18 protein-coding genes are annotated in these 26,149 nt (G+C 70.2%); 11 read left to right on the top strand and 7 right to left on the bottom strand.

The annotated features are described in order from the left end of the window. The first annotated feature begins 132 nt into the window (after nt 1–132). Nucleotides 133–393, top strand: a complete 261-nt coding sequence (locus PSQ40_RS13375; protein ID WP_273952030.1) for a YkgJ family cysteine cluster protein — start codon at nt 133–135, stop codon at nt 391–393. Here PSQ40_RS13375 and PSQ40_RS13370 read toward each other — a convergent pair. The 4 genes from PSQ40_RS13370 to PSQ40_RS13355 all read right to left on the bottom strand — a co-directional run bounded on the left by PSQ40_RS13370 (nt 329) and on the right by PSQ40_RS13355 (nt 7,786). Beyond that, nucleotides 329–4,195 carry a PAS domain-containing hybrid sensor histidine kinase/response regulator gene (locus PSQ40_RS13370; RefSeq protein WP_273952029.1) on the bottom strand — a complete coding sequence of 1,289 codons (3,867 nt, stop codon included), beginning with the start codon at nt 4,193–4,195 and terminating at the stop codon, nt 329–331. The genes PSQ40_RS13375 and PSQ40_RS13370 overlap by 65 nt on opposite strands. A 6-nt stretch (nt 4,196–4,201) precedes the next feature. Next, nucleotides 4,202–5,068, bottom strand: coding sequence for a transporter substrate-binding domain-containing protein (locus PSQ40_RS13365; RefSeq protein ID WP_273952028.1), 867 nt, complete (start codon nt 5,066–5,068; stop codon nt 4,202–4,204). 59 nt (nt 5,069–5,127) lie between these two features. Further along, nucleotides 5,128–6,288: an HD-GYP domain-containing protein gene (locus tag PSQ40_RS13360; protein ID WP_273952027.1), complete on the bottom strand. Its 1,161-nt coding sequence runs from the start codon at nt 6,286–6,288 to the stop codon at nt 5,128–5,130. Between the two features lie 157 nt (nt 6,289–6,445). Next, nucleotides 6,446–7,786 carry a YbfB/YjiJ family MFS transporter gene (locus PSQ40_RS13355; RefSeq protein WP_273952026.1) on the bottom strand — a complete coding sequence of 447 codons (1,341 nt, stop codon included), beginning with the start codon at nt 7,784–7,786 and terminating at the stop codon, nt 6,446–6,448. Between the two features lie 260 nt (nt 7,787–8,046). Here PSQ40_RS13355 and PSQ40_RS13350 point away from each other — a divergent pair, with 260 nt between their 5' ends. From PSQ40_RS13350 to PSQ40_RS13320, 7 genes are all read left to right on the top strand, one after another. Next, complete coding sequence (locus tag PSQ40_RS13350) at nt 8,047–9,144, top strand: alkene reductase (protein WP_273952025.1); 1,098 nt, start codon at nt 8,047–8,049, stop codon at nt 9,142–9,144. A 206-nt stretch (nt 9,145–9,350) separates the two neighbouring features. After that, complete coding sequence (locus PSQ40_RS13345; RefSeq protein WP_273952024.1) at nt 9,351–10,025, top strand: response regulator; 675 nt, start codon at nt 9,351–9,353, stop codon at nt 10,023–10,025. After that, complete coding sequence (locus PSQ40_RS13340) at nt 10,022–11,488, top strand: sensor histidine kinase (RefSeq protein WP_273952023.1); 1,467 nt, start codon at nt 10,022–10,024, stop codon at nt 11,486–11,488. The genes PSQ40_RS13345 and PSQ40_RS13340 overlap by 4 nt, the downstream gene beginning before the upstream one ends. Before the next feature lie 71 nt (nt 11,489–11,559). Beyond that, nucleotides 11,560–12,735 carry an efflux RND transporter periplasmic adaptor subunit gene (locus tag PSQ40_RS13335; RefSeq protein ID WP_273952022.1) on the top strand — a complete coding sequence of 392 codons (1,176 nt, stop codon included), beginning with the start codon at nt 11,560–11,562 and terminating at the stop codon, nt 12,733–12,735. Then, nucleotides 12,735–15,827, top strand: coding sequence for an efflux RND transporter permease subunit (locus PSQ40_RS13330; RefSeq protein WP_273952021.1), 3,093 nt, complete (start codon nt 12,735–12,737; stop codon nt 15,825–15,827). Before PSQ40_RS13335 ends, PSQ40_RS13330 begins: the two co-directional genes overlap by 1 nt. Next, nucleotides 15,824–16,171, top strand: a complete 348-nt coding sequence (locus PSQ40_RS13325; protein WP_273952020.1) for a DUF3240 family protein — start codon at nt 15,824–15,826, stop codon at nt 16,169–16,171. The genes PSQ40_RS13330 and PSQ40_RS13325 overlap by 4 nt, the downstream gene beginning before the upstream one ends. Next, a complete protein-coding gene (locus PSQ40_RS13320) occupies nt 16,168–17,586 on the top strand; it encodes a TolC family protein (protein WP_273952019.1) in 1,419 nt (472 codons plus the stop codon). The genes PSQ40_RS13325 and PSQ40_RS13320 overlap by 4 nt, the downstream gene beginning before the upstream one ends. A gap of 28 nt (nt 17,587–17,614) precedes the next feature. Here PSQ40_RS13320 and PSQ40_RS13315 read toward each other — a convergent pair whose 3' ends face one another. From PSQ40_RS13315 to PSQ40_RS13305, 3 genes are all read right to left on the bottom strand, one after another. Beyond that, nucleotides 17,615–18,193, bottom strand: coding sequence for a hemerythrin domain-containing protein (locus tag PSQ40_RS13315; RefSeq protein ID WP_273952018.1), 579 nt, complete (start codon nt 18,191–18,193; stop codon nt 17,615–17,617). A gap of 70 nt (nt 18,194–18,263) precedes the next feature. Then, complete coding sequence (locus PSQ40_RS13310) at nt 18,264–19,706, bottom strand: sensor histidine kinase (RefSeq protein ID WP_273952017.1); 1,443 nt, start codon at nt 19,704–19,706, stop codon at nt 18,264–18,266. Next, a complete protein-coding gene (locus tag PSQ40_RS13305) occupies nt 19,699–20,388 on the bottom strand; it encodes a response regulator transcription factor (RefSeq protein ID WP_273952049.1) in 690 nt (229 codons plus the stop codon). The genes PSQ40_RS13310 and PSQ40_RS13305 overlap by 8 nt, the downstream gene beginning before the upstream one ends. A gap of 102 nt (nt 20,389–20,490) precedes the next feature. On the opposite strand from PSQ40_RS13305, the gene PSQ40_RS13300 reads away from it, so the two are divergent. The 3 genes from PSQ40_RS13300 to PSQ40_RS13290 are packed head-to-tail and all read left to right on the top strand — an operon-like array spanning nt 20,491 to nt 26,107. Next, nucleotides 20,491–21,759, top strand: a complete 1,269-nt coding sequence (locus tag PSQ40_RS13300; protein ID WP_273952016.1) for a TolC family protein — start codon at nt 20,491–20,493, stop codon at nt 21,757–21,759. A 38-nt stretch (nt 21,760–21,797) separates the two neighbouring features. Continuing rightward, entirely contained in the window at nt 21,798–23,033 is a 1,236-nt protein-coding gene (locus tag PSQ40_RS13295) for an efflux RND transporter periplasmic adaptor subunit (protein WP_273952015.1), read from the top strand. Further along, nucleotides 23,030–26,107, top strand: coding sequence for an efflux RND transporter permease subunit (locus PSQ40_RS13290; RefSeq protein ID WP_273952014.1), 3,078 nt, complete (start codon nt 23,030–23,032; stop codon nt 26,105–26,107). The genes PSQ40_RS13295 and PSQ40_RS13290 overlap by 4 nt, the downstream gene beginning before the upstream one ends. Nucleotides 26,108–26,149: the final 42 nt, after the last annotated feature.

The raw sequence follows: 26,149 nt of genomic DNA, 5'->3' as shown, positions 1-26,149 counted from the left end.
TGGCAGCCATGACGACTTTCGCCCCCCTCCCCTTGTCCCACCGGGCCGTGACAGTGCGTGCCTGCCGGCGCCCTGGCACCGGGCGCCAAACCATGTTTCACGTGAAACACCGATCCCTGGGACGGGTCTGACATGGACTGCCGCCCCGGCTGCGGTGCCTGCTGCACCGCCCCCTCGATCAGCAGCGCCATCCCGGGCATGCCCCAGGGCAAGCCCGCCAACACCCGCTGCATTCAGCTGGGGCCCGACGAGCGTTGCCTCATTTTTGGCCACCCCGAGCGCCCCGCGGTCTGCGCCCAGCTGCAGCCCTCGGCCGAGATGTGCGGCCTCAACCAGGCCCAGGCGCTGCACTACCTGCAACGCCTGGAGCAGCTGACCCAGCCGGATCGCTGAGCGCGGCTGCCTGGTCGGCGTCGCCCCCGCGCCCCCGGGCCCGGGCCGAGGCACGCAGGTCCTGCAACAAGGCCAGCGCCTGTTCGTGGTCGTAGCGGCGCAGCATCAGGTCCAGCCGGGCCGCGGCCTCGCCAAAGGCCTGGGTCAAGGCCGATGCGTGTTCCCGGAACAACGCCGCCGCATCAAAAGCGCCCTCGCGCAGGGCCTGCTCCAACTGATCCAGCAAGTCGGGCGACAGCTCAACCCTGGGCGCGGCGCCCGCACCGGCCACCGCGTCGGCATCGGCATCTGCCACGTCAGGACCGGGCTCGGGTGCGGCGGGCTCGCTGGCCTGCACTGGCAACCAGCGCATCAGGGTGCGGTACAGCGTGGGCGGGTCCACCGGTTTGGCCACAAAGTCGTTCATGCCGGCCTCAAGGCAGTTGCTGCGCACCTCGGCAAAGGCGTTGGCCGTCATGGCCACGATGGGCAACTGGGCAAAGGCTGGCGTGCCGCGCAGGATGCGCGTGGCCTGCAAGCCGTCCATGCCAGGCATCTGCAAGTCCATCAGCACCAGGTCGGGCAGCGCCGGCAAGCCCTCTTCCAGTCGCTGAACCGCGCTCAAGCCCGAGTCCGCGGTGCTGACCTGCAAGCCCGCCGAACTCAGCAACTCGCAGGCCACCTCGCGGTTGACGGCGTTGTCTTCCACCAGCAAGACCTTGGCGCCCAGGAAGCGCGGTTGCCCCGCCTGCCCGGCCCACTGCTGGGGCAAGGCGCGCAGGCTGTCGCGCACCGGGCTCACCAGCAGCAGCAGGTTGTCGAGCAGGGTCGAGCTGGACACGGGCTTCTCCAGCACCAGGGGCACGCCGAGCGAGCGCGCCTCGTCGCGCACCTGGCGGTCGGGTGCCGCGCTGACCAGCAGGCAGGCCGGTGCGCTCAGCCCATGCTGGGCCCGCAGCGCGCGGATGGTCTGCAGGCCATCCATGCCGGGCATCAGCCAGTCCAGCAGCACCACGCTGTAAGGGTCCCCCGCGGCCTCGGCCTGCCCGGTCAGCGCCAGCGCCTCCTGCCCTGACGCCGCCGCATCGGCGCGCAGGCCCAGTTGGCGCAGCATCTCGGTCAGGGCCTCGCGGGCCTCACGCAGGTCGTCCACCAGCAGTGCGCGCAGACCTGCCAGGCCTTGCAAGGACACGGGCTCGGGCTGCACGGAGGCCGATTGAAGCTGCACCGTGATCCAGAAGTTGCTGCCGCGGTGGGGCGTGCTGACCACCCCCACCTCGCCGCCCATGAGCTGCACCAGGTGCCGCGTGATGGCCAGGCCCAGGCCGGTACCGCCAAAGCGCCGTGTGGTCGACGTGTCGGCCTGCTCGAAAGCACTGAACATGTGGGGCAGCCGGTCGGGGGCGATGCCGATGCCGGTGTCCACCACATCGAATCGCAATTGCCAGCCGCCGGGCTCGGCGCCCCCGTCGACAGGGCGGCAACGGGCCCGCAGCAGCACCGAGCCGCGCTCGGTGAACTTGACCGCATTGCTCAGCAGGTTGAGCAGGGCCTGGGACAAGCGGGTCGGGTCGCCACGCACCATCGCGGGCAGGCCCTCGGTGTCGAGCACCAGCTCCAGGCTTTTCTCCCGTGCCCGGTCCAGCACCAGGGAGCAGGTGCGCGACAGCAGGGTGTCGAGCGCGAAGTCCATCGACTCCAGCGTCAGCTTGCCGGCCTCGATCTTGGACAGGTCGAGGATGTCGCTGATGATGCCCAGCAGGTGGCGTGCCGCGTCGTCGACCTTGCCCAGGCGCTCGCGCGCCAGCGGGTCGTCCAGGTCACGCTGCAGCAGGTAGGTGAGGCCGATGATCGCGTTCATCGGGGTGCGGATCTCGTGGCTCATGTTGGCCAGGAAGGCGCCCTTGGCGCGCGCTGCGCCCTCGGCCCGGTCGCGCGCCTGGGCCAGTTCCTCGTTGAGTTCGCGCAGCTGCTGCTCGCCCTGCTTGATCGCGGTGATGTCGGTCGCCAGCACAAAAAAGCCCTGCACCACGCCCTCGCGCCAATCGGGCACGTAGTGCAGCTGGGTGATGGCAAAGCGGCCGCTGACGCTGGTCTCGGCGCGCTCGAAATGCTGCGGCTCGCCGGCCAGCGCCGCCTCCACATGGTGGCCCAGACGCTGGCGCCGGTCACTGCCAAAAATCTCCTCCAGCGTCTGACCGATGACGCGATCACGGTCCACGCCGTACCACTCGCAAAAGCCGCTGTTGACGAACTTGCAGCGCGTGTCGGCCCCCCAGTACGCCACCCGCCCCGGGATGTTGTCGGCCACCAGGCGCAAGAACTGCTCGGTTTCGCGCAGGCTCTGGTTGAGCTGCTGCTGGCGGGCCTCGGACTCTTTGAGCGGGGTCACGTTGGTGGCAAAGAAATAGTAGCCCTGCACCTCGTCGCCGCGCCAGTCGGGCAGGCGGGTGACCAAAAAGTGCGCCGAACGGCCCCCGCCGCCCGGCATCTCGTAGTCGCTGATGAGCTTTTCGCCGGCCAAAATGCGTTCAATCAACGGCTTCTGGTGCAAAAAGAAGGCTTCGCCAAGCACTTCGGTGACGGTCTTGCCCAGCACCTGGTCGGCCGTGCAACCAAACCAATCGAGGTAGGCGCGGTTGGCAAAGCGCAGGCGCAGCTCCCGGTCCCAATAGGCCACCAATTCGGGTTGGTTGTCGGTCACGATCTGGGCCCGGGTCTCGCTGGCCAGCCGCGCCTCGACCGCCTGGTGCAGGTCGCGCGTGCGGGCCTCGACCAGCGACTCGAGGTGTTCGCGGTGCTGGGCCAGTTCGGCCGCGGTGCGACGCGCCTCGGTGACGTCGGTGAAAGACAGCAACACCCCGTCCAGCGCCCCGCTGAGGGGATCCCGCAGGGGCTGGGCATTGACGTTCAGCCACAGGCGCTCGCCGCCCTGCGGTGAGCAACCCAACAAGGTGTTGTGCACCGGCGCGCCACTGTGCAGCGCACGGCTCAGGGGCAGGTCGTCCGGGCCCAGCGGCTGGCCGGCGTCGTCGACCACATCCCAGCGCTCCAGCGGCCACTGTTGCATGTCCTGCAGCGCATGGCCCAGGATGCGCTCGGCCGACGGGTTGCCGGCCACCACCTGGCGCTCGAGCGAGAACACCAGCACCCCTTCGCTGAGCGCTTCGACCATGGTGCGCTGCCGGGCCTCGCTGTCGCGCAGCCGCTGCAGCACCGAGGCCCGCAGGCGGTCCGAGCGCAGCATGGCCTGGCTGATCGCCAGCCACAGCAACAGGGACGCGGCCAGCGCCAGGTAGAAGGCCTGGTTCAGGCGCCGGGACAGGGCTTCGGTGCGCTGTTGCAGCCACTGCGACAGCCTGTCGGCCTGGTCTTGCAAGCGGTGCAGCGCCAGGCGCAGGGGCAGGTCCTGGGCGGTTTGCCGTCCCGTCGACGCGGCGGGCGACACGCGCAGCGCCAGCAGCGAGCGCAACTCGGCCAGCTCGGCTTGCAGACCGACCTCGCCCGGGGGCGGCTCGGGCAGGGTCAACAACACCAGGTCGTATTCGCGCAGGGCCTGGGCCAGCAGCACCTCGCCGCGGGCGGCTTGCCAAGGGGTGTCCGAGCCGTCGGCCAGGGTCAGGTGCAAAAAGCCCTGCACCAGGTCGTCATTGGCTTGGGCCAGCGCCTGCACCCGCTGGTAGGCCTGCCCCAGGCGCTTTTGCTGGTAGGCGTGCAAGCCCCCCATGGCGGCACACACCAGCACCGAGGTCAGGACCAGCACCACCAGCCGCCGGGGCACCCGGTAACGCGTCAACAGAGGGATCCGGGGGGCAGAGGTCATGGGCGGTCAGTGGCTGCGGGGGGCTTGGACGGAGGCCGGCAGGTCGTCGGCGCTCAAGCCAAACCGGTTCAGGATCTGCAGGTGCTCGGGCTGGCCCAGAAAGCCCGCCTGGGCTTGGTTCCAGCGCGCCTGCAAGGCACGGTCTTCGGGGTGAAAGGCAAAGGCCACCCGATCGGCATCGGGCGCGCAGGGTGGGCGACTGCCCTGCGCCACGACCGATGGGCTCGACGCACTCGCCGCGGCCGGCAAGGCCAGCAGGCGACCGGGCGGCTCCAGCGCCAGTTGGCGCACCGTGGGCCAGGACAAGGCCAGCGCCGGGGCCAGGCCCTGCAGCACGGCGAGCCGACCCGACTGGGCGTCCGGCAAGCTCAGCAACTCGCCCCGCGGTGCCAGGCGCTCGGCTTCCACCGAGCCTTGCAGCACGGCGATGCGAAAGCCGTGCTGGCCGATCATGTCTTCGTAGCTGCCCTGCAGCCGCAAGGGGTTGTCCAGGCGCACCAGCCAGCCGGGACGCACGCACAGGGAAGGGTCAGAGAACAGCACCTGCCGACTGCGCTCCGGGGTGATGAACAGGCCCGCGGCCACCACATCAAAGCGACGCGCGAGCAAGCCCGAAATCAGCTTGTCGAACTCGGTCTGCACCCATTCGATGCGGGGCAGGCCCGCGGCCACCGCGATGCGGCGGGCGCTCTCGGGCGACTCGCCCGTGACGTCGCCCTTGGGGCCCAGGTCGGCGTAGGGGGCCTCCACCGCATAGCCCACGCGCAAGACGCCGGCGGCCTCAACGCGCTGCACCGAACCGTCCTGCCACAGCCCGGCCGCGCCCAACAACACCGTGGCCGCGGCCAGTGCCAGAGCGCACTGGCCAAGCAAGCGACGGCGTGGGGTGGCCGCTGCGGGCCGCCCCGCAGGTGCCGGGCCCGGTGGGCGACTCAAGCCGCCCCCCCCAGGCTGCTGTACTTGGCGGCCACCGCCTCCTCGGTGTCGATGTAGCGCTCGGCCACGGCACAGAACTCGGGGTAGAGCTGGGCGAAGGCCGCGCAGACATCGGGGTCGAACTGGCGCCCGGCGTCGGCCAGGATCAGGTCGCGGGCGACCTCAAACGAGAACGGCGGCTTGTACACGCGGCGCGAGATCAGCGCATCAAACACATCGGCCAGCGCCATCAGGCGGGCCGCCACCGGGATGGCGTCACCGGCCAGCCCGTCGGGGTAGCCCTGGCCGTCCCAACGCTCGTGGTGGTGGCGCGCGATCTGCTTGGCGTAGGCCAGGAAGTCAATCGGCGGGCCCCCCTCGTCGGCCAGGTCCTGCTCGGCGCGCTCGATGGCGGTGGCCCCGAGCAGCGCGTGGGTCTTCATGAGCGTCCACTCGTCGGGGTTGAGCTTGCCGGGCTTGAGCAGCACCTGGTCAGGGATGCCCACCTTGCCGATGTCGTGCAGCGGGGCCGACTTGGCAATCTTCTCGATCGTCACCGGGTTCAGTTCGTCACTGAAGCGGGGGTGCTGCGCCAGGGCCTCGCCCAGCAGGCGCACATAGGACTGGGTGCGCAGCAGGTGGTTGCCGGTTTCGGGGTCGCGGGTTTCGGCCAGGCGGGCCAGCGCGTGGATGCTGATGTGCTGGATGCGCTGGTTCTCGGCCATGCGCCGCGCCACCTCGGCCTCGAGGCTGGCGTTCTGACGCGCCAGCAGGTCGCGCGCGCGCTTGAGCTCCAGCTGGGTGCGCACCCGGGCCTTGACGATGGCCGGTCGCAGCGGTTTGGTGATGTAGTCCAGCGCCCCCAGCGCCAGGCCATGCGCCTCGTCGGCGGTGTCGTCCATGGCGGTGACGAACAGCACCGGAATATGTTTGAGCGCGGGGTTGGCCTGCAGTTGACGCAGCACCTCCAGCCCATCCATGCCGGGCATCATGACGTCGAGCAGGATCAGGTCGGGCTGCGGCTCGCTGGCGGCCAGTCGCAAGGCCGCGGCACCCGAGTTGGCGGCGCGCACTCGGTAGTCGGCTTGCAACAGTTCACCCAACACGGTCAGGTTGTCCGGCATGTCGTCGACGACAAGCACCACCGGGCGGCCGCTGACCTCGTCGCGCTCGCTCATGAAAATCTCCCCGCTAGATTGGTTTGTCGGGTCATTATGGTGGTCACCCTCAACTCTGCAAAGCAGGGTCTTACCAATACCGTCGCGCATCCGCTGACGCCGTTGATCCAGATCGTTGGTCCAGGGGAACCCCGGCCGCCAGTCCGCCCCATGCCGCTCAAACCGGCTTGGGCAGGGGCTTCTGACGCCAGGCCAGGCCGGCCCCGAGCCACAGCGCCAGCGCTGAGAACACCAGCCCACGCAGCAGCCCGCCCGGGCCATCGGCAATCCAGCCCACCGCGGTGGGCCCCAGGATCTGCCCCAAGGCAAACACCACCGTGAACGCCGTGATACCGGCCCCCCACAGCGGTGCGGGCAGGTTGTGCCGCACCAGCGCCGTGGTCGATGCCACCACCGACAAGAACACCCCGCCGAACAACAGGCCCGAGGCCAGCAAGGCGGGCCACCAGGCCGTCCAGGCGGGGATGATGGCCGCCACCCCCAGCAAGGCATTGAGCGTGGCCAGCGCGCCCCCGCCACGGGCCCGGTCGAGCAAGCCCGCCCACAGCCGCGACGATGCCAGCACCGCGGCGCCCAGCAGCGCATAGAACAAGGTGATGCGCGGCGGGGACACCCCCTGTTCACGCAACACCGCGATGACAAAGGTCATGTAGCCGATGTAGCCAACGCCGAACGCGGTGTAGCCCAGCAGCGCCGGCGCCAGCGGTCGCCAGGCCAGCCGCGGGGCCGCCTGGGCCGACGCAGGGGCCGCCGGCAACCACTGCTGCAGGCGCTGGGCCGGCCAGGCCAGCACCACGCTGGCCAGCAGACTCGCGGCCGCCAGGGCCCACCACGCGTAGCGCCAGGCGTGGGCCTGGGCCGCCGCCGCCTCCAGCACCGCGGGCACCAGGAAGGCCGACAACACAATGCCAAAGCCGGTGCCACCGTAGTACAGGCCCAACAACCAGCCCGCGCGGCGCGGCTGCAACGTGCCCAGGCGGGCCGCCAACAGCCCCCCGGCCACGAACACCAGGGCACTCGCGGCCCCGGCCAGCCAACGCTGCAGCAACAGGGGCCCGGCCTCGGTGACCCAACCGCTCCAGGCCATGAAACCACTGGCCAGCAGCGCGCCGCCCAACAACAGGCGCTCGGGGCCATGGCGACGCAACAGCGCCGGCATGGCCAGCGCGCCCAGCAGGTAACCCAGGGCATTGGCGGTGTTCATGGCGCCGGCCAGCGCGTAGGACCAGTCGAGGTCGGCACGCATGGTGGGCAGCAACAAGCCGTAGGAAAAGCGCGTGATGCCCAGCGACACCGCCGCCCCCAAGGACAGGGCCAGGGCCAAGGCGGTGGCGGGCAAGCGCGCCGCGCCATCGGGGGCCGCCTGGGCCGCCTGGGCCGGGTGGGCCGATGGGGGCGTTGCGGTGGCATCGGCCGATGCACCGGGACCCGCCGCGGCGGGCCCGGGGGCCGAGGGCGGGTGGGGGCTGGACCCGGGCGCCGCGGGGGGTGAGGCCATGGGGTGTCTCCATCAGCGCGCCGCGCTGTGTTGTCTTGGCATGCCGCCACTTTAGGGCCTGTCGGCCACCAAGGCGCAACGCAGGCGACACCCCGGTCGGTCGGCCCCACCCCGGCCGCCGAGGTGACAGCGCCGTGCCTAGCACCTTGTGCATGATCCTGCACAAGCACGTCCTTTCGCCGCGGGCTACGCTGTGGGCCTGGTGTTCGAGCGCTCCAACCCCATTTGTTCAGTCACTGTTTTCCAGGAACCCTTTGTCCATGACCACCCTTTTTGACCCCGTCCAGGCCGGCAGCCTGAAGCTCGCCAACCGCATCGCCATGGCCCCGCTGACGCGCAACCGCGCCCCGGGTGCGGTGCCCGCCGCCATCACGGCCACCTACTACGCCCAGCGCGCCAGCGCCGGCCTGCTGATCACCGAAGCCACGGCCATCAGCCACCAAGGCCAGGGCTACGCCGATGTGCCCGGCCTGTACGCCCCCGAGCAAGTGGCGGGCTGGCAGCGCGTCACCGAGGCCGTGCACGCGGCTGGCGGCAAGATCGTGGTGCAGCTGTGGCATGTGGGCCGCGTCTCGCACACCGATCTGCAACCGAACCACGGGGCCCCGGTCGCCCCGTCGGCCATCCGGGCCAACACCAAGACCGTGCTGATCAAGGACGGCGTGCCGGGCTTTGTCGAAACCTCCACCCCGCGCGCCCTCGAACTCAGCGAACTGCCCGGCATCGTCGAGGACTACCGCCGCGCCGCGCGTGCCGCCATCGACGCGGGCTTTGACGGCGTCGAAATCCACGCCGCCAACGGCTACCTGATCGACCAGTTCCTCAAGACCGGCAGCAACCACCGCACCGATGCCTACGGCGGCTCGATCGAGAACCGCGCCCGCCTGTTGCTCGAAGTCACGCGCGCCATCTGTGCCGAGATCGGGGGTGACAAGACCGGCATCCGCCTGTCGCCCGTGACCCCAGCCAACGACGTCATCGACGCCGACCCGCAGCCGCTGTTCGAGTACGTGCTGCGCGAACTGGCCCCGCTGGGCCTGGCCTATGTGCACATCATCGAAGGCGCCACGGGCGGCCCGCGCGAACTGGCCGACCGCCCCTTTGACTACGTGGCCGCCAAGGCCGCCTACCGCGCCGCCGGGGGCCAGGCCGCCTGGATGGTCAACAACAGCTACACCCGCGAACTGGCCGACGCCGCCGTGGCCGCGGGCGCCGACATCGTGGCCTTTGGCCGCCCCTTCATCGCCAACCCGGACCTGGTGGAGCGCCTGCGCCGCAACGGCCCGTACAACGAAGGCAACCGCGCCACCTACTACGGTGGCGGCGAAGCGGGTTACACCGACTACCCGACCCTGTAAGCCCGGGCACTCGCGCACCCGCGCCGTCCTGGGCCCCCGCCCCGGGGCGGTCGCCTCGGCCCCCCACGGGCCAACGACCTCAAGGCGCAGCACACGCCCCCTCGGCCCGCCCGCCCCGCGCGGGCTGAGGCAGAATCCACCGCACCGGGTTCAGGTCTGGTTCAGCTGTCCATGTTCAGATCCAGGCCCACTACCAAAGGCCTTGCGTGCGACTGCTGCTGATTGAAGACGATGCCCCCCTGGCGGAAGCCTTGACCGCGTTCCTGCGCGGCAAGGGCTTTGTGGTGGACACCGCCGCCACGCTGGCCCAGGCCCGCGCCGCCCTGCCCGCGGCGCATTGGGGGGCCCTGCTGCTCGACCTGCACCTGCCCGACGGCGACGGGCTCAGCCTGCTGCCGCTGCTGCAGCGCCATTACCCGGATTGCAGCGTCATCATCCTGACCGCACGCGACCAGATCACCGACCGCATCCGCGGCCTCGACGCCGGGGCCGACGACTACCTGGTCAAGCCCTTTGACCCCGACGAACTGCTGGCCCGCCTGCGCGCGGTCGAGCGCCGCCGCGGCAGCGGTGGCGGCCAGCACGGCGCGGTGCTGCAACTGGGCAACCTGGCCATCGACCTGGCACGCGACCGCGTGCTGCTGGACGGCCAACCGGTTGAGCTCACCGCCAAGGAATGGGCCCTGCTGCGCGTCATGGCCAGCCGGCCCGAACGCATCCACAGCCGCGACAGCCTGCTCGACGCGCTGTACGGCTTTGACGACGACACCGACAGCAACACGCTGGAGGTGTTCATCAGCAAACTGCGGCGCAAGATCGGCCGCGAGCGCATCCAGACCCTGCGCGGCCTCGGCTACCGCCTGGCCGGCCAGACCCCATGAGCCCGCCTGCGTCCAAGGCCCCTGGCAGCCTCGTCACGCGCCTGAGCCGCGCCCTGGTGCTGTGGGTCAGCGGCCTGTGGCTGATGACCGCCCTGGGCACCACCTGGTACGTGCGCACCGAGGTCAACGACGTCTACGACAGCGCGCTGTCCGAGAGCGCCTGGCGCCTGCTCGACCTGGTCAACCACGAACTGGCCGAACACGGCGCCGGTCTGGTGCTGGGCAACGCCCCACCACAGCGCAGCAGCGACTTTCCGCTGCACATCGAACCGCACCACCTGATCTACCAGATCACCAGCCCCGACGGCACCCTGCTGCTGCGCTCCAACGACGCCCCCGACCAGGTGCTGGCGCCCGACGTGCGCTATGGCTTCACCGAGCAAGGCGACTGGCGCGTCTTCAGCCTGACGCACCCGGACAGCCAGGCGCGCATCCATGTGGCCGACGCGCGCGGCCACCGGCGCCACACGCAGATCGACATCGTGCTGTCGCTGATGCTGCCCCTGCTCGGCCTGCTGCCGGTGCTGGCGCTGATGATCCGCCACATCACCCGCCGTGAACTGGCCAGCGTGGCCACCCTGGCCGACCAGATCCGCGAGCGCAGTGACCGCAACCTCAGCCCCTTGTCCAGTGCGGGCCTGCCGGCCGAGCTGCTGCTGATCACCGAACGCAGCAACCACCTGCTGCAGCGCCTGGCCGGCGCGCTGGACACCGAGCGCGCGCTGGCCGCCAACGCGGCCCACGAGCTGCGCACCCCGCTGGCCACCACCCAGCTGCGCCTGCAGGGCCTGCAGGACCTGATCGGCCAGCAGCCCGATGCCGTGCTGCGCCAGGAGCTGCAAAAAGCACAGGACGCGCTGGCCCAGCTGAGCCGGCGTGCCGAAAAGCTGCTGCAGATGTCGCGCGCCGAATCGGGCGCCACACTGGCCCGCGAGCCCGTGGCCCTGAGCCCGCTGGCCGCCGCCGTGGCACAGGAGTTCTGGCTCGACCCGGCCATGATGGACCGGCTGCAACTGCAAGTGCCCGAGCACGGCGATGCGGTGGCCCTGGGCGATGCCGACGCGCTGGCCATCGTGCTGCGCAACCTGCTGGAAAACGCCGTCCGCTACGCCCCGCACGGCCCCATCGTGCTGCGCGTGGCGCTGCCCGCCCGGCTGAGCGTCAGCGACCAAGGCCCAGGCATGGCGCCGGACCGCCAGGCCGAGCTGCTGCAGCGCCACCAGCAAGGCCACGCCGACCCCGGCACCCCTGCCCCCACCGCAGGCGCTCGCCACCCGCCCCAGCCCGGCTACGGGCTGGGCCTGTCCATCGTCAGCACCATCGTCGAGCGCCAGGGGGGACAGATCAGCCTGCACTCGCCGGCCCCCGGTCGTGCGGCGGGCCCCAACCCCGGGCTTGAGGTGCGGCTGGACCTGCCCCCGGCACCGCCCCCCTCCGCCCCGTCCCACGGGGCCCCGGCCTGAACACTGAACCCCACCGTGCGCTGGACCGATTCAAACGCCCGCCACGAAACGCTGTCACCCTTGCCCCCACCATGACCCCTTCCCACCGCACCCCTGTCGCCTGGCTCGGCGCCTGCCTGCTGGCCCTGCTGCCACTGCAAGCGCCCCACGCCGCTGAACTGTTGGCCCTGACCCCGGCCCAGGCCGAGGCCGCCGGCCTGCGCACCCAGACCGCCAGTGTCGCCCCCCAGGACGACCCACAACGCAACCTGCTGCTGCAAGGCACCGTGGTGCTGCCCAGCCAGGCCAGCGACATGGTCAGCACGCCGCTGGCGGGCGTGGTGCAGAGCCTGCTGGTCAGCCCCGGCCAGAGCGTGGCCGCGGGCACCCCGGTGGCGCGCCTGCTGAGCCCGCAACTGATCGAATGGCAACGTGAATGGCTGCATGCCGACGCACAGGCCCAGCTGGCACGCGAGCGCCTGCAACGCGACGAACAGTTGTTTGGCGAAGGCATCATCGCCGAGCAGCGTCTGCGCGAAACCCGCAGCCAGGCGCGCATGGCCCAGGTCTCGCTGGACGAGAAGACCCAGGCCCTGCAACTGGCCGGCCTGTCGCAGCGGCAGCTGCAGCAACGCCAGCTCGACCCGCACCTGACGCTGCTGGCCCCCGCGGCCGGCACCGTGCTGGGGCTGGACGCGAGCCCGGGCCAGCGGCTGGAGGCCGGCATGCCCGTGGCGCGCCTGGCCCGCCACGGGCGCCTCAGCATCGAGGTGCAGGCGAGCCAGCAACAACTGCCCTGGCTGCAGGTGGGCCAGAGCCTGCAGGTGGACGGCTGCAAGGCCCCCGCGCGGCTCGTGGCCATCACGCCCCAGGTCAACAGCGGCAGCCAGTCGGCCCTGTTGCGGGCCGACTTCAACAGCCCCGAGCGCTGCCTGCGCCTGAACCAGTTTGTGCAACTGCGCGCCGCCGCGGTCAACGCGCCGGGGGCCGCCGCAGGGGTCGGGCTGCCGGCCGAAGCCGTGGTGCTGCACGGCGGCCAGCCGCATGTGTTTGTGCAGCGCGCCAAGGGCTATGAACCGGTGGCCGTGACGCTGGCGCCCGGCGGCGGCGCGCGGGTCACCGTGCTCAGCGGCGTGCGCGCGGGTGACGCCGTGGTGGTCAAAGGCACCGCCGCCCTGAAGGGGGTCTGGCAAGGCCTGGGCCAAGAAGACGCAGCGGCCAAACCCGCGGCCGCCCCCGCCACCAGCGCCGCCCCGAAAGCCCCGTGATGCTGAGCCGCCTGATTGCCCTGGCGCTGTCGCAGCGCCTGTTCACCCTGGTGCTCACCCTGGCGCTGATCGGTGCCGGCGTGCTGGCCGGGCGCGAGCTGCCCATCGACGCCTTCCCCGATGTCTCGACCACCCAGGTCAAGCTGATCCTCAAGGCCCCGGGCATGACCCCGGCGGAGGTGGAATCGCGCATCGTCGCCCCCATCGAACAAGAGCTGCTGGGCATCCCCAAGCAGGTCATGCTGCGCTCCACCAGCAAGTACGCGATCGCCGACATCACGCTCGACTTTGCCGACGACACCGACATCTACTGGGCCCGCCAGCAGGTCAGCGAACGCCTGAACGGCGTCCTGGGCGACCTGCCCCCCGGCCTCAGCGGTGGCTTGGCGCCCATCACCACGCCCCTGGGCGAGATGTTCATGTTCACGCTCGAAGGCGAGGCCAGCCTGGCCGAGCGCCGCATCGTGCTCGACACCCTGATCCGGCCCCGCCTGCGCAGCCTGCCCGGGGTGGCGGACGTCAACTCGCTGGGCGGCGTGGTGCAGACCTTCGAGGTGGTGCCCGACCTGGCCGCGCTCAGCGCCCGCCAGCTTTCACTGAGCCAGTTGCAGGCCGCGCTCGAGGGCAACAACCGCAACGACGGCGCCGGCCGCCTGGTCAGTGGCGAAGAATCGCTGCTGGTGCGCAGCGACGGCAGCATCCGCGACCTCGAGGACGTGCGCCAGATCAGCATCCGCCAGCAACAGGGGCAGTCGGTGCGCGTCGGTGAGGTGGCGCAGGTGCGGCTGGGTGAGCTGGCCCGCTACGGCGCCGTGACGCGCAACGGCGAAGGCGAAACCGTCGAAGGCCTGGTGCTGGGCCTGCGCGGCGCCAACGCCCGCCAGTTGGTGCGCGAGGTGCGCGCCACACTGGACACCCTGGGCAAGGGCCTGCCCCAGGGCATGCGCATCGTGACCTTTTACGACCGTGGCGAGCTGGTCGGTCGCGCCACCCAGACCGTGGCCAAGGCGCTGGCCGAAGCCACCGTGCTGGTGCTGGTCCTGCTGCTGCTGTTCCTGGGTAATTTGCGCGCCGCGCTGGTGGTGGCACTGATCCTGCCGCTGTCGGCACTGGCCACCTTCGTGCTGATGCAGCAATGGGGTTTGTCGGCCAACCTGATGTCGCTCGGCGGCCTGGCGATTGCCATCGGCATGCTGGTCGACGCGGCGGTGGTGGTGGTCGAAAACATCGAGGCGCGCCAGGCCAGCCTGAGCCCTTCGGCCCGGGCCCTGCCCAACCGCCACCATGTGTTCCGCGCCACCGCCGAGGTGGCCACCCCGGTCGGCGCGGGGGTGGCGATCATCATGATCGTGTTCCTGCCCCTGCTCACGCTGCAGGGTTTGGAGGGCAAGTTGTTCAGCCCCGTGGCGCTGACCATCGTGTTCGCGCTGGGCGCCTCGCTGCTGCTGTCGCTGACCGTCATCCCGGCGCTGGCGTCGTGGCTGCTGCACGCCCCCGCCGCGGGCCACGCGCACCGCTCGCCGTGGCTGGTGCGCTGGCTGGAAGCACGGTACACGCCGCTGCTCGACTGGGCGCTGGGCCACACGCGCAGCGTGGTCACGGGCGCCTTGATCGCCCTGGTGGCGGCGCTGGCCCTGTTCCCGCTGCTGGGTAAGTCCTTCATGCCCGCGCTCGATGAGGGCGATGTGCTGCTGCAGGTGGAGAAGCTGCCCTCGATCTCGCTCGAGGCCTCCAGCGCCACCGACCTTGCGCTGCAACGCCGCATCCTGCAAGCGGTGCCCGAGGTGGCCAGCATCATCGCGCGCGTCGGCACCGACGAACTGGGGCTGGACCCCATGGGCCTCAACGACACCGACACCTTCCTGGTGCTGCAGCCGCGCGAACGCTGGAGCGTGCCCAACAAGGAGGCCCTGATCGACAAGATCCGCGAGGCGGTGCAAGACGTGCCGGGCATCAACATCGGCTTCACGCAGCCGATCGAGATGCGCACCTCCGAGATGCTCTCGGGCGTGCGCGGCGACCTGGCCATCAAGGTGTTTGGCCCCGACCCGCAAACCCTGGCGCAACTGGCCCAGCAGATCGTGCAAGTGCTGCAAACCGTGCCCGGCAACGAGGACGTGATCACGGCCCAGAACGAGGGCGTGCAATACCTCAGCGTGTCGCTCAACCGGGTCGCCATCGGCCGCCTGGGGCTGACGGTGGAGCAGGTGCAAAACGACCTGCGCGCCCTGCTCGAAGGCCAGCGCAGCGGCACCGTGGTGCAGGGCATCCGCCGCGTGCCACTGATGATCCGCGGCGGCGACAGCCTGCGCCTGGCGCCCGAGCAGTTTGCCCAGCTGCGCCTGCCTCTGCCCGACGGGGCCTCGGTGCCGCTGAGCCATGTGGCCGAGCTGCGCCGGGTGGACGGCCCGGTGAAGATCGAGCGCGAGAGATCCATGCGCATGTCGGTGGTGCGCGCCAATGTGCGGGACCGCGACCTGGTTGGCTTTGTCGAAGACGCGCAGGCCGCCGTGGCCCGCGAGGTGACCCTGCCGCCGGGTTACCAGCTGGCCTGGGGTGGCCAGTTCGAGAACCAGCAACGTGCCGCAGCGCGCCTGGCCGTGGTCGTGCCGGTGGCGCTGGCGCTGATCCTGCTGGTGCTGTTCGCCACCCTGGGCCAGCTGCGCCAGGCCCTGCTGGTGTTCGTCAACATCCCCTTCGCCCTGATCGGCGGGGTGTTTGCGCTCGGGGCCACGGGCACCTACCTGTCGGTGCCGGCCTCGGTGGGCTTCATCGCGCTGATGGGCATCGCGGTGCTCAATGGTCTGGTGCTGGTGACCTGCTTCAACCAGTTGGCCGAACAAGGCCTGCCGCTCCACGAGGTGGTGCGCCAGGGTTGCCTGCGCCGCCTGCGCCCGGTGCTGATGACGGCCTGCATCACCGCGCTGGGCCTGGTGCCCCTGCTGCTGGCCACGGGCCCGGGCTCGGAGATCCAGCGCCCGCTGGCCACCGTGGTGATGGGCGGCCTGTTCAGCGCCACCGTGCTGACCCTGTTCTTGTTGCCCTTGCTGTACCGCCACTTTCACCGGCCTTCGCGCCCCCTCACCGCATGACGCCCCTGAGCCCCGAGCCCCACGATCCCGCTGCGTCGAGCCCGCCGCTGTGCCTGCTGCACCTGTCCTTGCCCCAGGCGCTGGAGACCGCTTTGCTCGATGCCCTGCAAGCCCAGCCAGGGCTGCCGCCGCTGAACGTCTGGCCAGCCCAGCAGCTGGGCCCCGGTGTGCCCCTGCCCAGCGCGCTGGAGCAAGTGCATGGCCGGGCCCGGCGCAGCCTGGTGCAGCTGATGCTGCCGACAGCCGACGTGCCCGCGCGCCTGCAAGCGCTGCGGGCCGCCCTGCCCCACCCCGACGTGCACTGGTGGACCACGCCGGTGCTGGCCCACGGAAGCCTCACATGACCCCCAACGCCTTGTGGCCGCGCCCCCGCGCCGCCGTCCACACCCCGGTCCGCCTGCCCCGCCTGGGGCCCACCGTGCTGACCGCCCTGCTGAGTGGCCTGCTGAGTGGCCTGCTGAGTGCCACCCTGGCAGGCCCGGCCTGGGCCGCCGGTGAACACCCGGCCCACACCAACCCGCAGGCCCGCCTCCAGCCCGAGCACCAACCCTGGGTGGCCGGCCTGCACCAGGTGCTGCCCCCGGACGCACCGGTGCGCGCCATGCTGCTGCAACAGCCCGCGGTGCAAGCCGCCCACGCCGGGGTCGGCGTGGCCCAGGGCCGGCAGGCGCGGCTGGCCGCCGGGCCGCACGAATGGACGGTCCGGTCCGGCGTGCAGCAACGCCGCGAAAGCCTGGGCCCGCGCTTCACCGAAACCGAGATCGCGCTCGAGCGCGGCCTGCGCCTGCCAGGCAAACAACGCACCGACCAGGCCATGGGTCAGGCCGAAGTCGAGGTCGGCACGCTGGCCTTCGAGGACACCTGGCACGAGTCCGCCCGCAGCCTGCTGAAGGCCTGGTTCGACTGGCTGCGCGAATGGCGCAGCAGCCGCACCCTGGACGAGCAGCGCCAGCTCGCCGAGCAGCAGCACCAGGTGGTGCAGCGCCGCATCCAGGCCGGCGAGGCGGCCCGGCTCGAGGGGCTGCAGGCCGAGGCCGAAGCCAGCCGCGCCCAGGCGGCCTGGCAACAGGCCAGGGCGCGCGAACGCAGCCAGCAGACCGAGCTGCTGCGGCGCTACCCGGCACTGCTGGCCTCGGTGCAATCGTTGACCGCCGCCCCCCTGCCCGCCCCCAGCCCGCTGCCCGACAGCGCCGCCGACTGGGTCGAGCGCGTGTTGGCCGACAACCACGAGCTGGAACTGGCCGAAGCCCAGGCGCAACAAGCCGAGCTGCAGGCCCGCCGCGCCGCGCTGGACAAGCAGGCCGACCCCTCGGTTGGCGTGCGCGCCTCGCGTGAACGGGGTGGTGCCGAACGGGTGTGGGGGGTCTACCTGTCGCTGCCCCTGGGTGGTGCGGCACGCCGCGCCGACGAGCAGACCGCGCTGGCCCTGGCCCAGGTGGCACGCGACAAGGCGGCCGAGGTGCGCCAGCGCGTCAGCAACGACGCCTGGCGCGTGGCCCTGCTGGCCAGCGAAGGCGAAGCCGCCTGGCGCTCACTCGACGCGGCCGGGCAGCGGATGGCCCAGGCCGCGGCCCTGGCCACGCGCGCCTACAGCCTGGGGGAACTGCCGCTGGGCGAGGCGCTGCAGTCGCGCCGGCTGGCGCTCGAAGCCCAGCTCAACGCCGATGCCGTGCGCCTCGATGTGCTGGAAAGCCAAAGCCGCCTGCTGCTCGACGCCCACCAGATGTGGACCCCGCCCAGCCACGACCAAGAACCCTGAGGCGCCGGCCCCATCCAGTGCGTGCGGCTCAGCCCAGGCCCACCGGGCTGGGCGCGCGCATCACGATGCGGGTGAACAGGCGGTCGTAGGCCGGGTCGCGCCGCTGCGGGTTGGCCAGCGGGTCGACATGGCTCAGGAACGCCTCGTCGAGGGCCTTCCAATCCTGCTCGTTGAGCACCTTGCGCGCCTCGGGAATGATCACCGTCTCCTCCAGCCGCATGTGGTCGAGGTAGAAGTTGACGTAGCGGCGCAGCTCTTCTTCAAAGCGCGGCCGCCGGGTGTCGCCCATCAGCTCCCAGGCCAGCAGCAGGTGCTGCAGCTCGCGCACCGCGGCCTCGCCTTTCATGTGGTCGCGCTCCAGCTGCTCAACCACCGTCATGACGTGCGGCGAGTGGCGTGCCACGCGCGGAAACAGCAGGTCCGATTCCTTGGGGTGGTGCAGCTTTTCGGGAAACTCATCGATGTAGAACAACATCGCGCGCATGACGTCGAAAAAGCCCGCAGGCTCATCGCCCGGACCCCGGTCCAGCATCATCAGCATGGAACGCAGCATGGCCGCCAACGCGGTGTGTTCTTCCTGGATGACCTTGATGCAAGCCTGTGCCATGTCGTGCTCCGGGGATTGAAAACGAAGCCCGCAGGGTGCCATGGGCGCCTGGGGGCGTCCCTGACCCAGATCAAGTCGCCGCCAGAGCCGGCGCGCGCACCACCTTGTCGGCGGGCAGCACGATGCCCGCGCGCAGGCCCACCCCGAGGGGGCCGCTGCCCAGCTCAAAGCGGGCCCCCATCAGCTGGGCGTAGCGCGACACGATGGCCATGCCCAGGCCCGCCCCTTCGCCCATCCATTCGCGCTCCTCACCCCGCACCCAGCGCTGCAGGATGCGCTCGCGTTCCAGCGGGGCGATGCCGGGGCCGTTGTCCAGCACCCACAGCTGCACACCATCCCCGTCAACCCGCAGCTCCACCGTGATGCTGCGCGGCTGCCCCGCAGTGGGCACGCCATAGCGCAGCGCGTTGTCCAGCAGGTTGTTCAGGATGCCCTCGAGCAAGGTGGCCTGGGCCAACACCGTGACCGGCTCGTCCAGCCCTTGCGCCCCCAGGTCCACCCCGGCGGCATCGGCGCGTGACAACAGGCGCAGCACGGCGTCGCGCACCAAGGCGTCCAGGGCCACCGGCACCGCCTGCATCTGGGTGCGCGCCTCATCGGCCAGCGCCAGCGCCAGCAACTGGTCCACCAGGTGGCTGGCACGCGCCTCGCTGCCCACAATGCGCTGCAGTTGGTCGCGCCAGGCCTCGGGCTCCTTTTGCGCCAGCCCGTACTCGGCCAGCGCGCGGATGCCGGCCAGCGGGGTGCGCAGTTCGTGCGCCACATTGCCGGCAAACTCGCGCTGGGCCTGCACCCCGCGCGCCACACGGATCAGCAAACCATTCAGGGCCGTGGCCAGGCGGTGCACGTCGCGCGTGTTGGCCACCACAGGCAGGGGGGTCAGGTCCTGCGCATCGCGCTGTTCCATGGCCTGTTGCAGGCTGGTCAAGGGCTGCAAGTCACGTCGGATGGCACGGCTCAGCCAGGCCGCCAAGATGACCAGCAGCAAGACCTCGGGGATCACCGAGTACAGCAGCAGGCTGCGCAGCAACGCACTGCGGCTTTGGGTGGTCTGGGCCATCACCACTTCAAAAGCCTGTGGGTCGCTGCGCTGCAGGCGCACCGCCCGCAAAGGCTTGCCCTGGAAGCTGATGTTGGCAAAGCGGAACGGGGGCGCGTCGGGTTCGGCGGGCTCATCGGGCATGAACAGGCCTGCCTGCCCGGTGAGCAGGCTGCCGTCGGCCCGGCGCACGGCAAAGTACACGCTCTCCACCTGGTCGAACAGCACGGCGCGCACCTCGCGGGTGGACAACATCAACTCCAGCCCGGCCTCGTTGGCGCGCACGTTGTTGGCCACCGAATAGGCGTCGTCGAGCAGCGAGCGGTCGTAGGCCGCCTGCGTGAAGTGGCTGGCCACGGAGATCACCACCACCGAGCCCGCCAGCCAGACCAGGCCCAGCGGCAGCAGAACGTGGCGCAACAGGCGCGAGCGCAGCGAGGGGTAGGCCGCGGACTCGGTGTCCGGCTCAGACATCACCGGCTTCCAGCAAGTAACCCAGGCCACGCAGGGTGCGGATGCCCGCGCCACTGCCGGCCAGCTTCTTGCGCAAGCGCGAGATGAAAGCCTCCAGCGCGTTGTCGCCCAGCGCCTCGTCAAAACTCGACAACTTGTCGGCCAAGGCCCGCTTGCTGACCACGCGACCGGGCGGGGTCATCAGCTCCCACAGCACCTCGAATTCACGCGCAGGCAGGTCAAAGGGCTCGCCCCGCAGGCTCAGGCGGCGTGCCTTGCGGTCCAGCATCAGGGCGCCCACCACCGACACGTCCTGGGTGCCCAGGCTGCGCCGCACCAGGGCGCGCAGGCGTGCCTCGACTTCGGCGAGGTCAAACGGTTTGCCCAGGTAGTCGTCGGCCCCGGCATCGAGGCCGGCGATGCGCTCCTCGGTGCGGTCGCGCGCGGTCAACACCAGCACCGGCACCTGGTCGCCGCGGCTGCGCGCGGCGCGCAACAGGCTCAGACCACTGCCCATGCCCCCGTCGGCCTGGCCACTGGGCAGGTTGAGGTCGAGCAGCACGGCATCAAAGGGTTGGACACGCCAATAGTGCTCTGCCTCACGCAGCGTGGCGGCCGGATCCACCCGGTGCCCTGCCTCGGTCAGGCTGCGCACCATCACATCGCGCAGCACGTTGTCGTCCTCAATCACCAGAATTCGCACAGTCCGATGCCCCTCGTCCCACAGGTAAACCCTGATGCTCACCGCGGCCACCGGCGACCGCAGGTCAGGTGGTGGTCAGCGAGCGCCAAGCATAAATGAGCGATGAGCATACGACAGCTGTGTCTGCTGGCCTTGTTGGCCACCAGCCTCCCCACCTTGGCGCAAACCAGCGCGCCCACTGACAGCCCCTTGCGGCTGGGCCAGGTGCTGCAAAGCGCACGCCTGAACCTGGACGTGCAACTCACGCGCGACCTGGCCGCCGCGGCCGCCGCCGACGTGAAAAGCGCCGACCACGCCCCCCTGCCCGTGCTGACCGCCAAGGCCAGCCAGATGGACCTGCAAAACGGGGTCGGCGGGGGCAACTGGGTCAACCGCAAGCGCGTCGACAAAAGCCTGGGCATCGACTGGACCTGGGAACGCGGCAACAAGCGCGAACTGCGCACCCTGTCGGCCCAACGGGCCGCCGACGCGGCGCAGTCCGACGTCGAGGACATGCAGCTGCAGCAGTTGCAGGCGGGCCTGAATGGGTTCTATGACCTGCTGGCCGCCCAAGAGCGGCTCAGCGAGATCAGCGCCATCGGCCAGAACCTGTCGCAATGGGCCAGCACCGCGGCCCGCCGCGTGAAGGCGGGCGACCTGGCCGCCCAGGACGCGGCGCGCATCGAGATCGAAGCCCAACGTGCCCAAAGCGACGTGCAACAGGCCGAACTGGACCGCCAGCGCGCCGCCGCCGCGCTGAGCCAGGTGCTGGGCCAAGCCGGCGCCCCCCGGGTGGCGGCCGACTGGCCCTCGCTGCAAGCGGTGGCCACGCCGGCCGATCTCGAATCGCTGATCGAAGCCCGCGCCGATGTGCGTGCCGCGCTGGCGCGGGTGCAGTCGGCCCAGGCCGCGGTGGACAACGCCCAGGCCCTGACCCGCAGCGACATTACCTGGGGTGCCTCGGTGGACCACTACCCCGGCACCTCGACACGGCTGCTGGAGCTGCGCCTGCAGATGCCCCTGCAAGCCAACTACAGCTACCAGGGCGAAATCGCCCGGGCCCTGGCCAACCTCGAGCAAGCCCGCCATGCGCTGGAGCGCACCCGCCTGAGCGCTCGGCTGGAGCTGCAGACCCTGCAACAAAGCCTGATCACCAGCGACGGTCGGGTGCAGCGCTACGAGCGTGACATCCTGCCGCGAGCTCGCCAGGTGGCCGACGGCGCCGAGCTCGCCTACCGCCAGGGTGCCGTGCCCCTGGTCGACCTGCTGGACGCGCGCCGCACCCTGCGCGCCACCCTGATCGAAGCCATCAACGCACGCGCGGACCATGCCCGTGCGCGGGGCAACTGGCTGCTGCGCACCCAGCCCGACACCTTGCTGGCCACCCCTTGATTCGACCGCCGATGCGCTCCCTTACCCCGGACATTCCCATGCGTTCCCTGATCCCCCGTTCCCGCTCAGCCCTGGCGCTGGGCTGCGCCCTGGCCGTGTCGATGCTGTTGACCGCCTGCAATGAGCCCAAGGCCCCCGCACCAGCGCCCCCACCGGGCCCCACGGTGCAAGGCCAGCAACTGCGCTTCCCGGCGGGTCACCCGCAGCTGGCGCTGCTGGCCACCCACCCGGCCCAGCCGGCGCAAGAGATCCCGATCGACCTGCCCTCGCGCCTGGTCTGGAACGAAGAACGCACGCAGCGCCTCTACCCCGCGCTGGCCGGTCGCGTGACCGCCATCCAGGCCGACGTGGGCCAGGCCGTGGACGTGGGTTCGCCGCTGGCGCGCATGGCCTCGCCCGAACTGGGCCAGGCACAGGCCGACACCGCCCGCGCCCTGATCGACGCACGCCAGGCGCTGCAGACCCTGCAGCGCCAGCGCGAGTTGTTCAACGCCGGCATCATCGCGCGCAAGGACCTGGAACAAAGCGAGGCCGACGCCGCGCGCGCCCAGGCCGAAGCCACCCGGGCCCAGGCGCGCACCGCGCTCTATGGCGGCGGCCACCAGGTCAACCAGCAACTGACCCTGAGCAGCGGCATCAAAGGCGTGGTGGTGGAACGCAACATCAACCCCGGCCAGGAGGTGCGCCCGGACGCGGCCGGCGCTGGCGCGCCCCCCTTGTTCGTGATCAGCGACCCGCGCTCGCTGTGGGTGCAGATCGACGCACGCGAGGTGGACATCGGCCTGCTGAGCCCGGGCGCCAAGTTCGAACTCGAAGTCCCCGCCTACCCCGGTGTGGTCTTCACCGGCCAGGTGCTGGCGGCCTCGGACGCCATCGACCCAGGCACCCGGACCATCAAGGTGCGTGGCCTGGTCAACAACACCGACCGGCGCCTGAAGGCCGAAATGCTGGCCACCGCGCGCATCCGTCAAAGCTTCAAGAACAGCGTGCGGGTGCCGGCCACGGCCATCACGCTGCGCGGCAACCGCCACGCCGTGTTCGTGCAAACCCAGCCCGGGGTGTTTGAGCCGCGCGAGATCACCCTGTCCTTCCAGGGCCCCAAAGAAGTGGTGATCAGCCAGGGCCTGCAGCCCGGCGAACAGGTGGTGACCGACAACGCCCTGCTGCTGGCACGCCAGTTCCATGTGGCCCAGGAAGAAGCCCTGGGCCGTGCCGGTGACCCGGCGGGCAACACCAGCCGCCCGAGCGCGCCCCAGAAAGCCGACACCCCATGAGACGCCTGATCCATTACGCGGTGCACCAGCCGCTGTTCATCATCCTGGGCACCCTGCTGTTTGCGATGGCGGGGGTGATCGCCTTCAAGAACCTGTCGGTCGAGGCCTTCCCTGACGTCACCGACACCCAGGTCACCGTGATCGCCCTCTACCCGGGCCGCGCAGCCGAAGAAGTTGAAAAGCAGGTCACGCTGCCGATCGAGGTGGCCCTGTCGGGCCTGCCGAATTCGATCCGGGTCTTTTCGCACACCCAGTTTGGCCTGAGCTTCATGGTCGTCACCTACGACGACAAGGCCGACGTCAACCTGGTGCGCCAGCAAGTGGGCGAACGCCTGCGCGGCGTGGACCTGCCCGCGGGCGTGGAAGCCGACATCGCGCCCAACGCCACGCCGGTGGGCGAGATCATGCGCTACCGCCTGCGCGGTGACGGCAAAAGCACCACCGAGCTGCGCACACTCGAAGACTGGGTGGTCGAGCGCGGCCTGCGCCAGGTGCCTGGCGTGGCCGACGTGGTGGCCATGGGGGGCGCCATCAAGCAGTACGAGGTGCAGCCCGACCTCGACAAGTTGCGCGCCTACAAACTCAACTTCCAGAACCTGCTCGACGCGCTGGGTCGCGGCAACTCCAACGCTGGCGGCAGCTACGTGGCCCAGGGGGCCCAGCAGTACACCATCCGCGGCATCGGCTTGCTGCGCTCGGCCGAGGACATTGGCCGCATCGTGGTGGCCTCGCGCAACGGCACACCGATCCTGATCCGCGACATCGCCCAGGTCAAGATCGGGGCGGTGCCGCGCCTCGGCGTGGTGGGCCAGGACGACGATGACGACATCGTCACCGGCATCGTCATCATGCGCAAAGGCGAGAACCCCAGCGTCGTGCTGAAAAACGTGAAGGACAAGATCGCCGACCTCAACGACCATGTGCTGCCCGCCGGCGTGAAGATCGAACCCTTCTACGACCGCACCTGGCTGATGGACAAAACCCTGTCCACCGTCTTCCGCAACCTGGTCGAAGGCGCCCTGCTGGTGTCGCTGGTGCTGTACCTGTTCCTGTCCAACCTGCGCGCCAGCCTGGCCGTGGTGGTGGTGATCCCGCTGTCGCTGCTGGCCACCTTCATGGGCCTGAAGATCATGGGCGTGCCGGCCAACCTGCTGAGCCTGGGGGCGATGGACTTCGGCATCATCGTCGACGGCGCGGTGATCGTGATCGAGAACATCCTGCACCGCCTGTCCGAGAACCGCGAGGACATGCCCGAGGCCGAGCGCAAGCAGACCATCATCGACGCGGCCAACGAGGTGGGCCGCCCGACCCTGTTCTCGATGCTGATCATCATTGCCGCGCACATCCCGATCTTTGCGCTGCAACGCCACGAAGGCCGCATCTTCCAGCCCATGGCGCTGTCGGTGACCATGGCGCTGATCGGTTCGCTGATCTTCTCGCTGACCCTGGTGCCGCTGCTGGCCTACTGGATGCTGCGCCGCAAACTGCCGCACGACGACAACCGCCTGGTGCGCAGCGCCAAGCAGGTCTATGAACCCGTGCTGGGCTGGGCACTGAACCACCGCCGCAAGGTCGCCGCGATCGCCGTTGGCGCTTTTGTGATGTCGGGCGTGGTGGCGTCGCGCCTGGGCTCGGAGTTCCTGCCCGAGCTCAACGAAGGCACCACCTGGGTCAACTTCGCGCTCTCGCCCAATGTGTCCACCGACGAGGCCGCCCGCATCCTGCGCATGGCGCGCAAGGCTTTGCTGACGGTGCCCGAGGTGCGCACCACGGTGTCCAAGGCCGGTCAGCCCGAGGACGGCACCGACCCCAAGACCATCAGCATGGCGGAGATCTTTGTCGACGTGAAACCCGAGTCCGAATGGCGCCCGGGCATGACACGCGACAAGATCATCGACGAGATGGACCGCGCGCTGTCGGCCATCCCCAGCATCGACCCGGCGTTCTCGCAGCCGATCCGCGACAACGTGCTCGAATCGATCTCGCAGATCAAGGGCCAGATCGTGATCAAGCTGGCCGGCGATGACCTGGCCGAAATGAAGCGCATCACCGAGGCCATCGCGCGCGAGGTCAAGCAGGTGCGAGGCGTGTCGCGGGCCGAGATCGACCGCGACGGCCAGGTGCCCCAGCTGCTGATCGACATCGACCGCGACCGCGCCGCGCGCTACGGTCTCAACGTCAGCGACATCCAGGACGTGATCGAAGCCGCACTCGCCGGCAAGGCCGCCACCAGCCTGTGGGAAGGCGAACGCAAGTTTGCCGTGGCCGTGCGCCTGCCGCCCGAGGAGCGCGTGATCGCCAACCTGGAGCGCACCCCCATCTCCACCCCTGACGGGGGCTATGTGCAACTGGGCGCGGTGACCCACATCACTGAAACCAGTGGCGCGATGAACATCGCACGCGAAGCGGGTCGCCGCACCACGGCGATCGGCATCTTCATCAAGGACCGTGACATGGGCTCGGTGGTCGCCGACATGAAGGCCCGCGTCAAGAGCCAGGTACAAATCCCGGACGGCTATGTGCTGAACTGGTCGGGTGAATTCGAGAACCAGGAGCGCGCCATGCAGCGCCTGTCGGTGGTCGTGCCGATCTCGCTGCTGCTGATCTTCGTGCTGCTGTTCGACGCCTTCAAGTCCTTCAAGATGGCTTCGCTGATCCTGCTCAACGTGCCCTTGGCGCTGGTGGGCGGCTTTGTGGCGCTGTGGCTGTTCAACATCCCCTTGTCGGTGTCGGCGGCGATTGGCTTCATCGCGCTCAGCGGCCAGGCGGTGCTCAACGGGGTGGTGATGCTGTCGGTGTTCCAGCAGCTGCGCAAGGCCGGCCACACGGTCTACGAGGCAGCCCGACTGGGCTCCATGCAGCGCCTGCGCACCGTGCTGATGACGGCCCTGCTGGCCGCCCTGGGCCTGCTGCCCATGGCGCTGTCGCGCGAGATCGGGTCCGAGACCCAACGCCCGCTGGCCATCGTGGTCATCGGCGGCCTGGTCACCGCCACCTTGCTGACCCTGGTGGTGCTGCCCTCGCTGTACGTGTCATGGTTCTCGCGCAGCAAGTCCAAGGGCAACGCCGCATGAGGGGGCCTGATCTGATCGCGCCGGTCAGATCGCCCTCGCCTT

This window comes from Curvibacter cyanobacteriorum, assembly GCF_028649475.1.
GTDB classification, from domain to species: Bacteria; Pseudomonadota; Gammaproteobacteria; order Burkholderiales; family Burkholderiaceae_C; genus Curvibacter; species Curvibacter cyanobacteriorum.
Note: the sequence above shows the minus strand (reverse complement) of the source record. Positions and strands in the feature narration are given on the sequence as shown.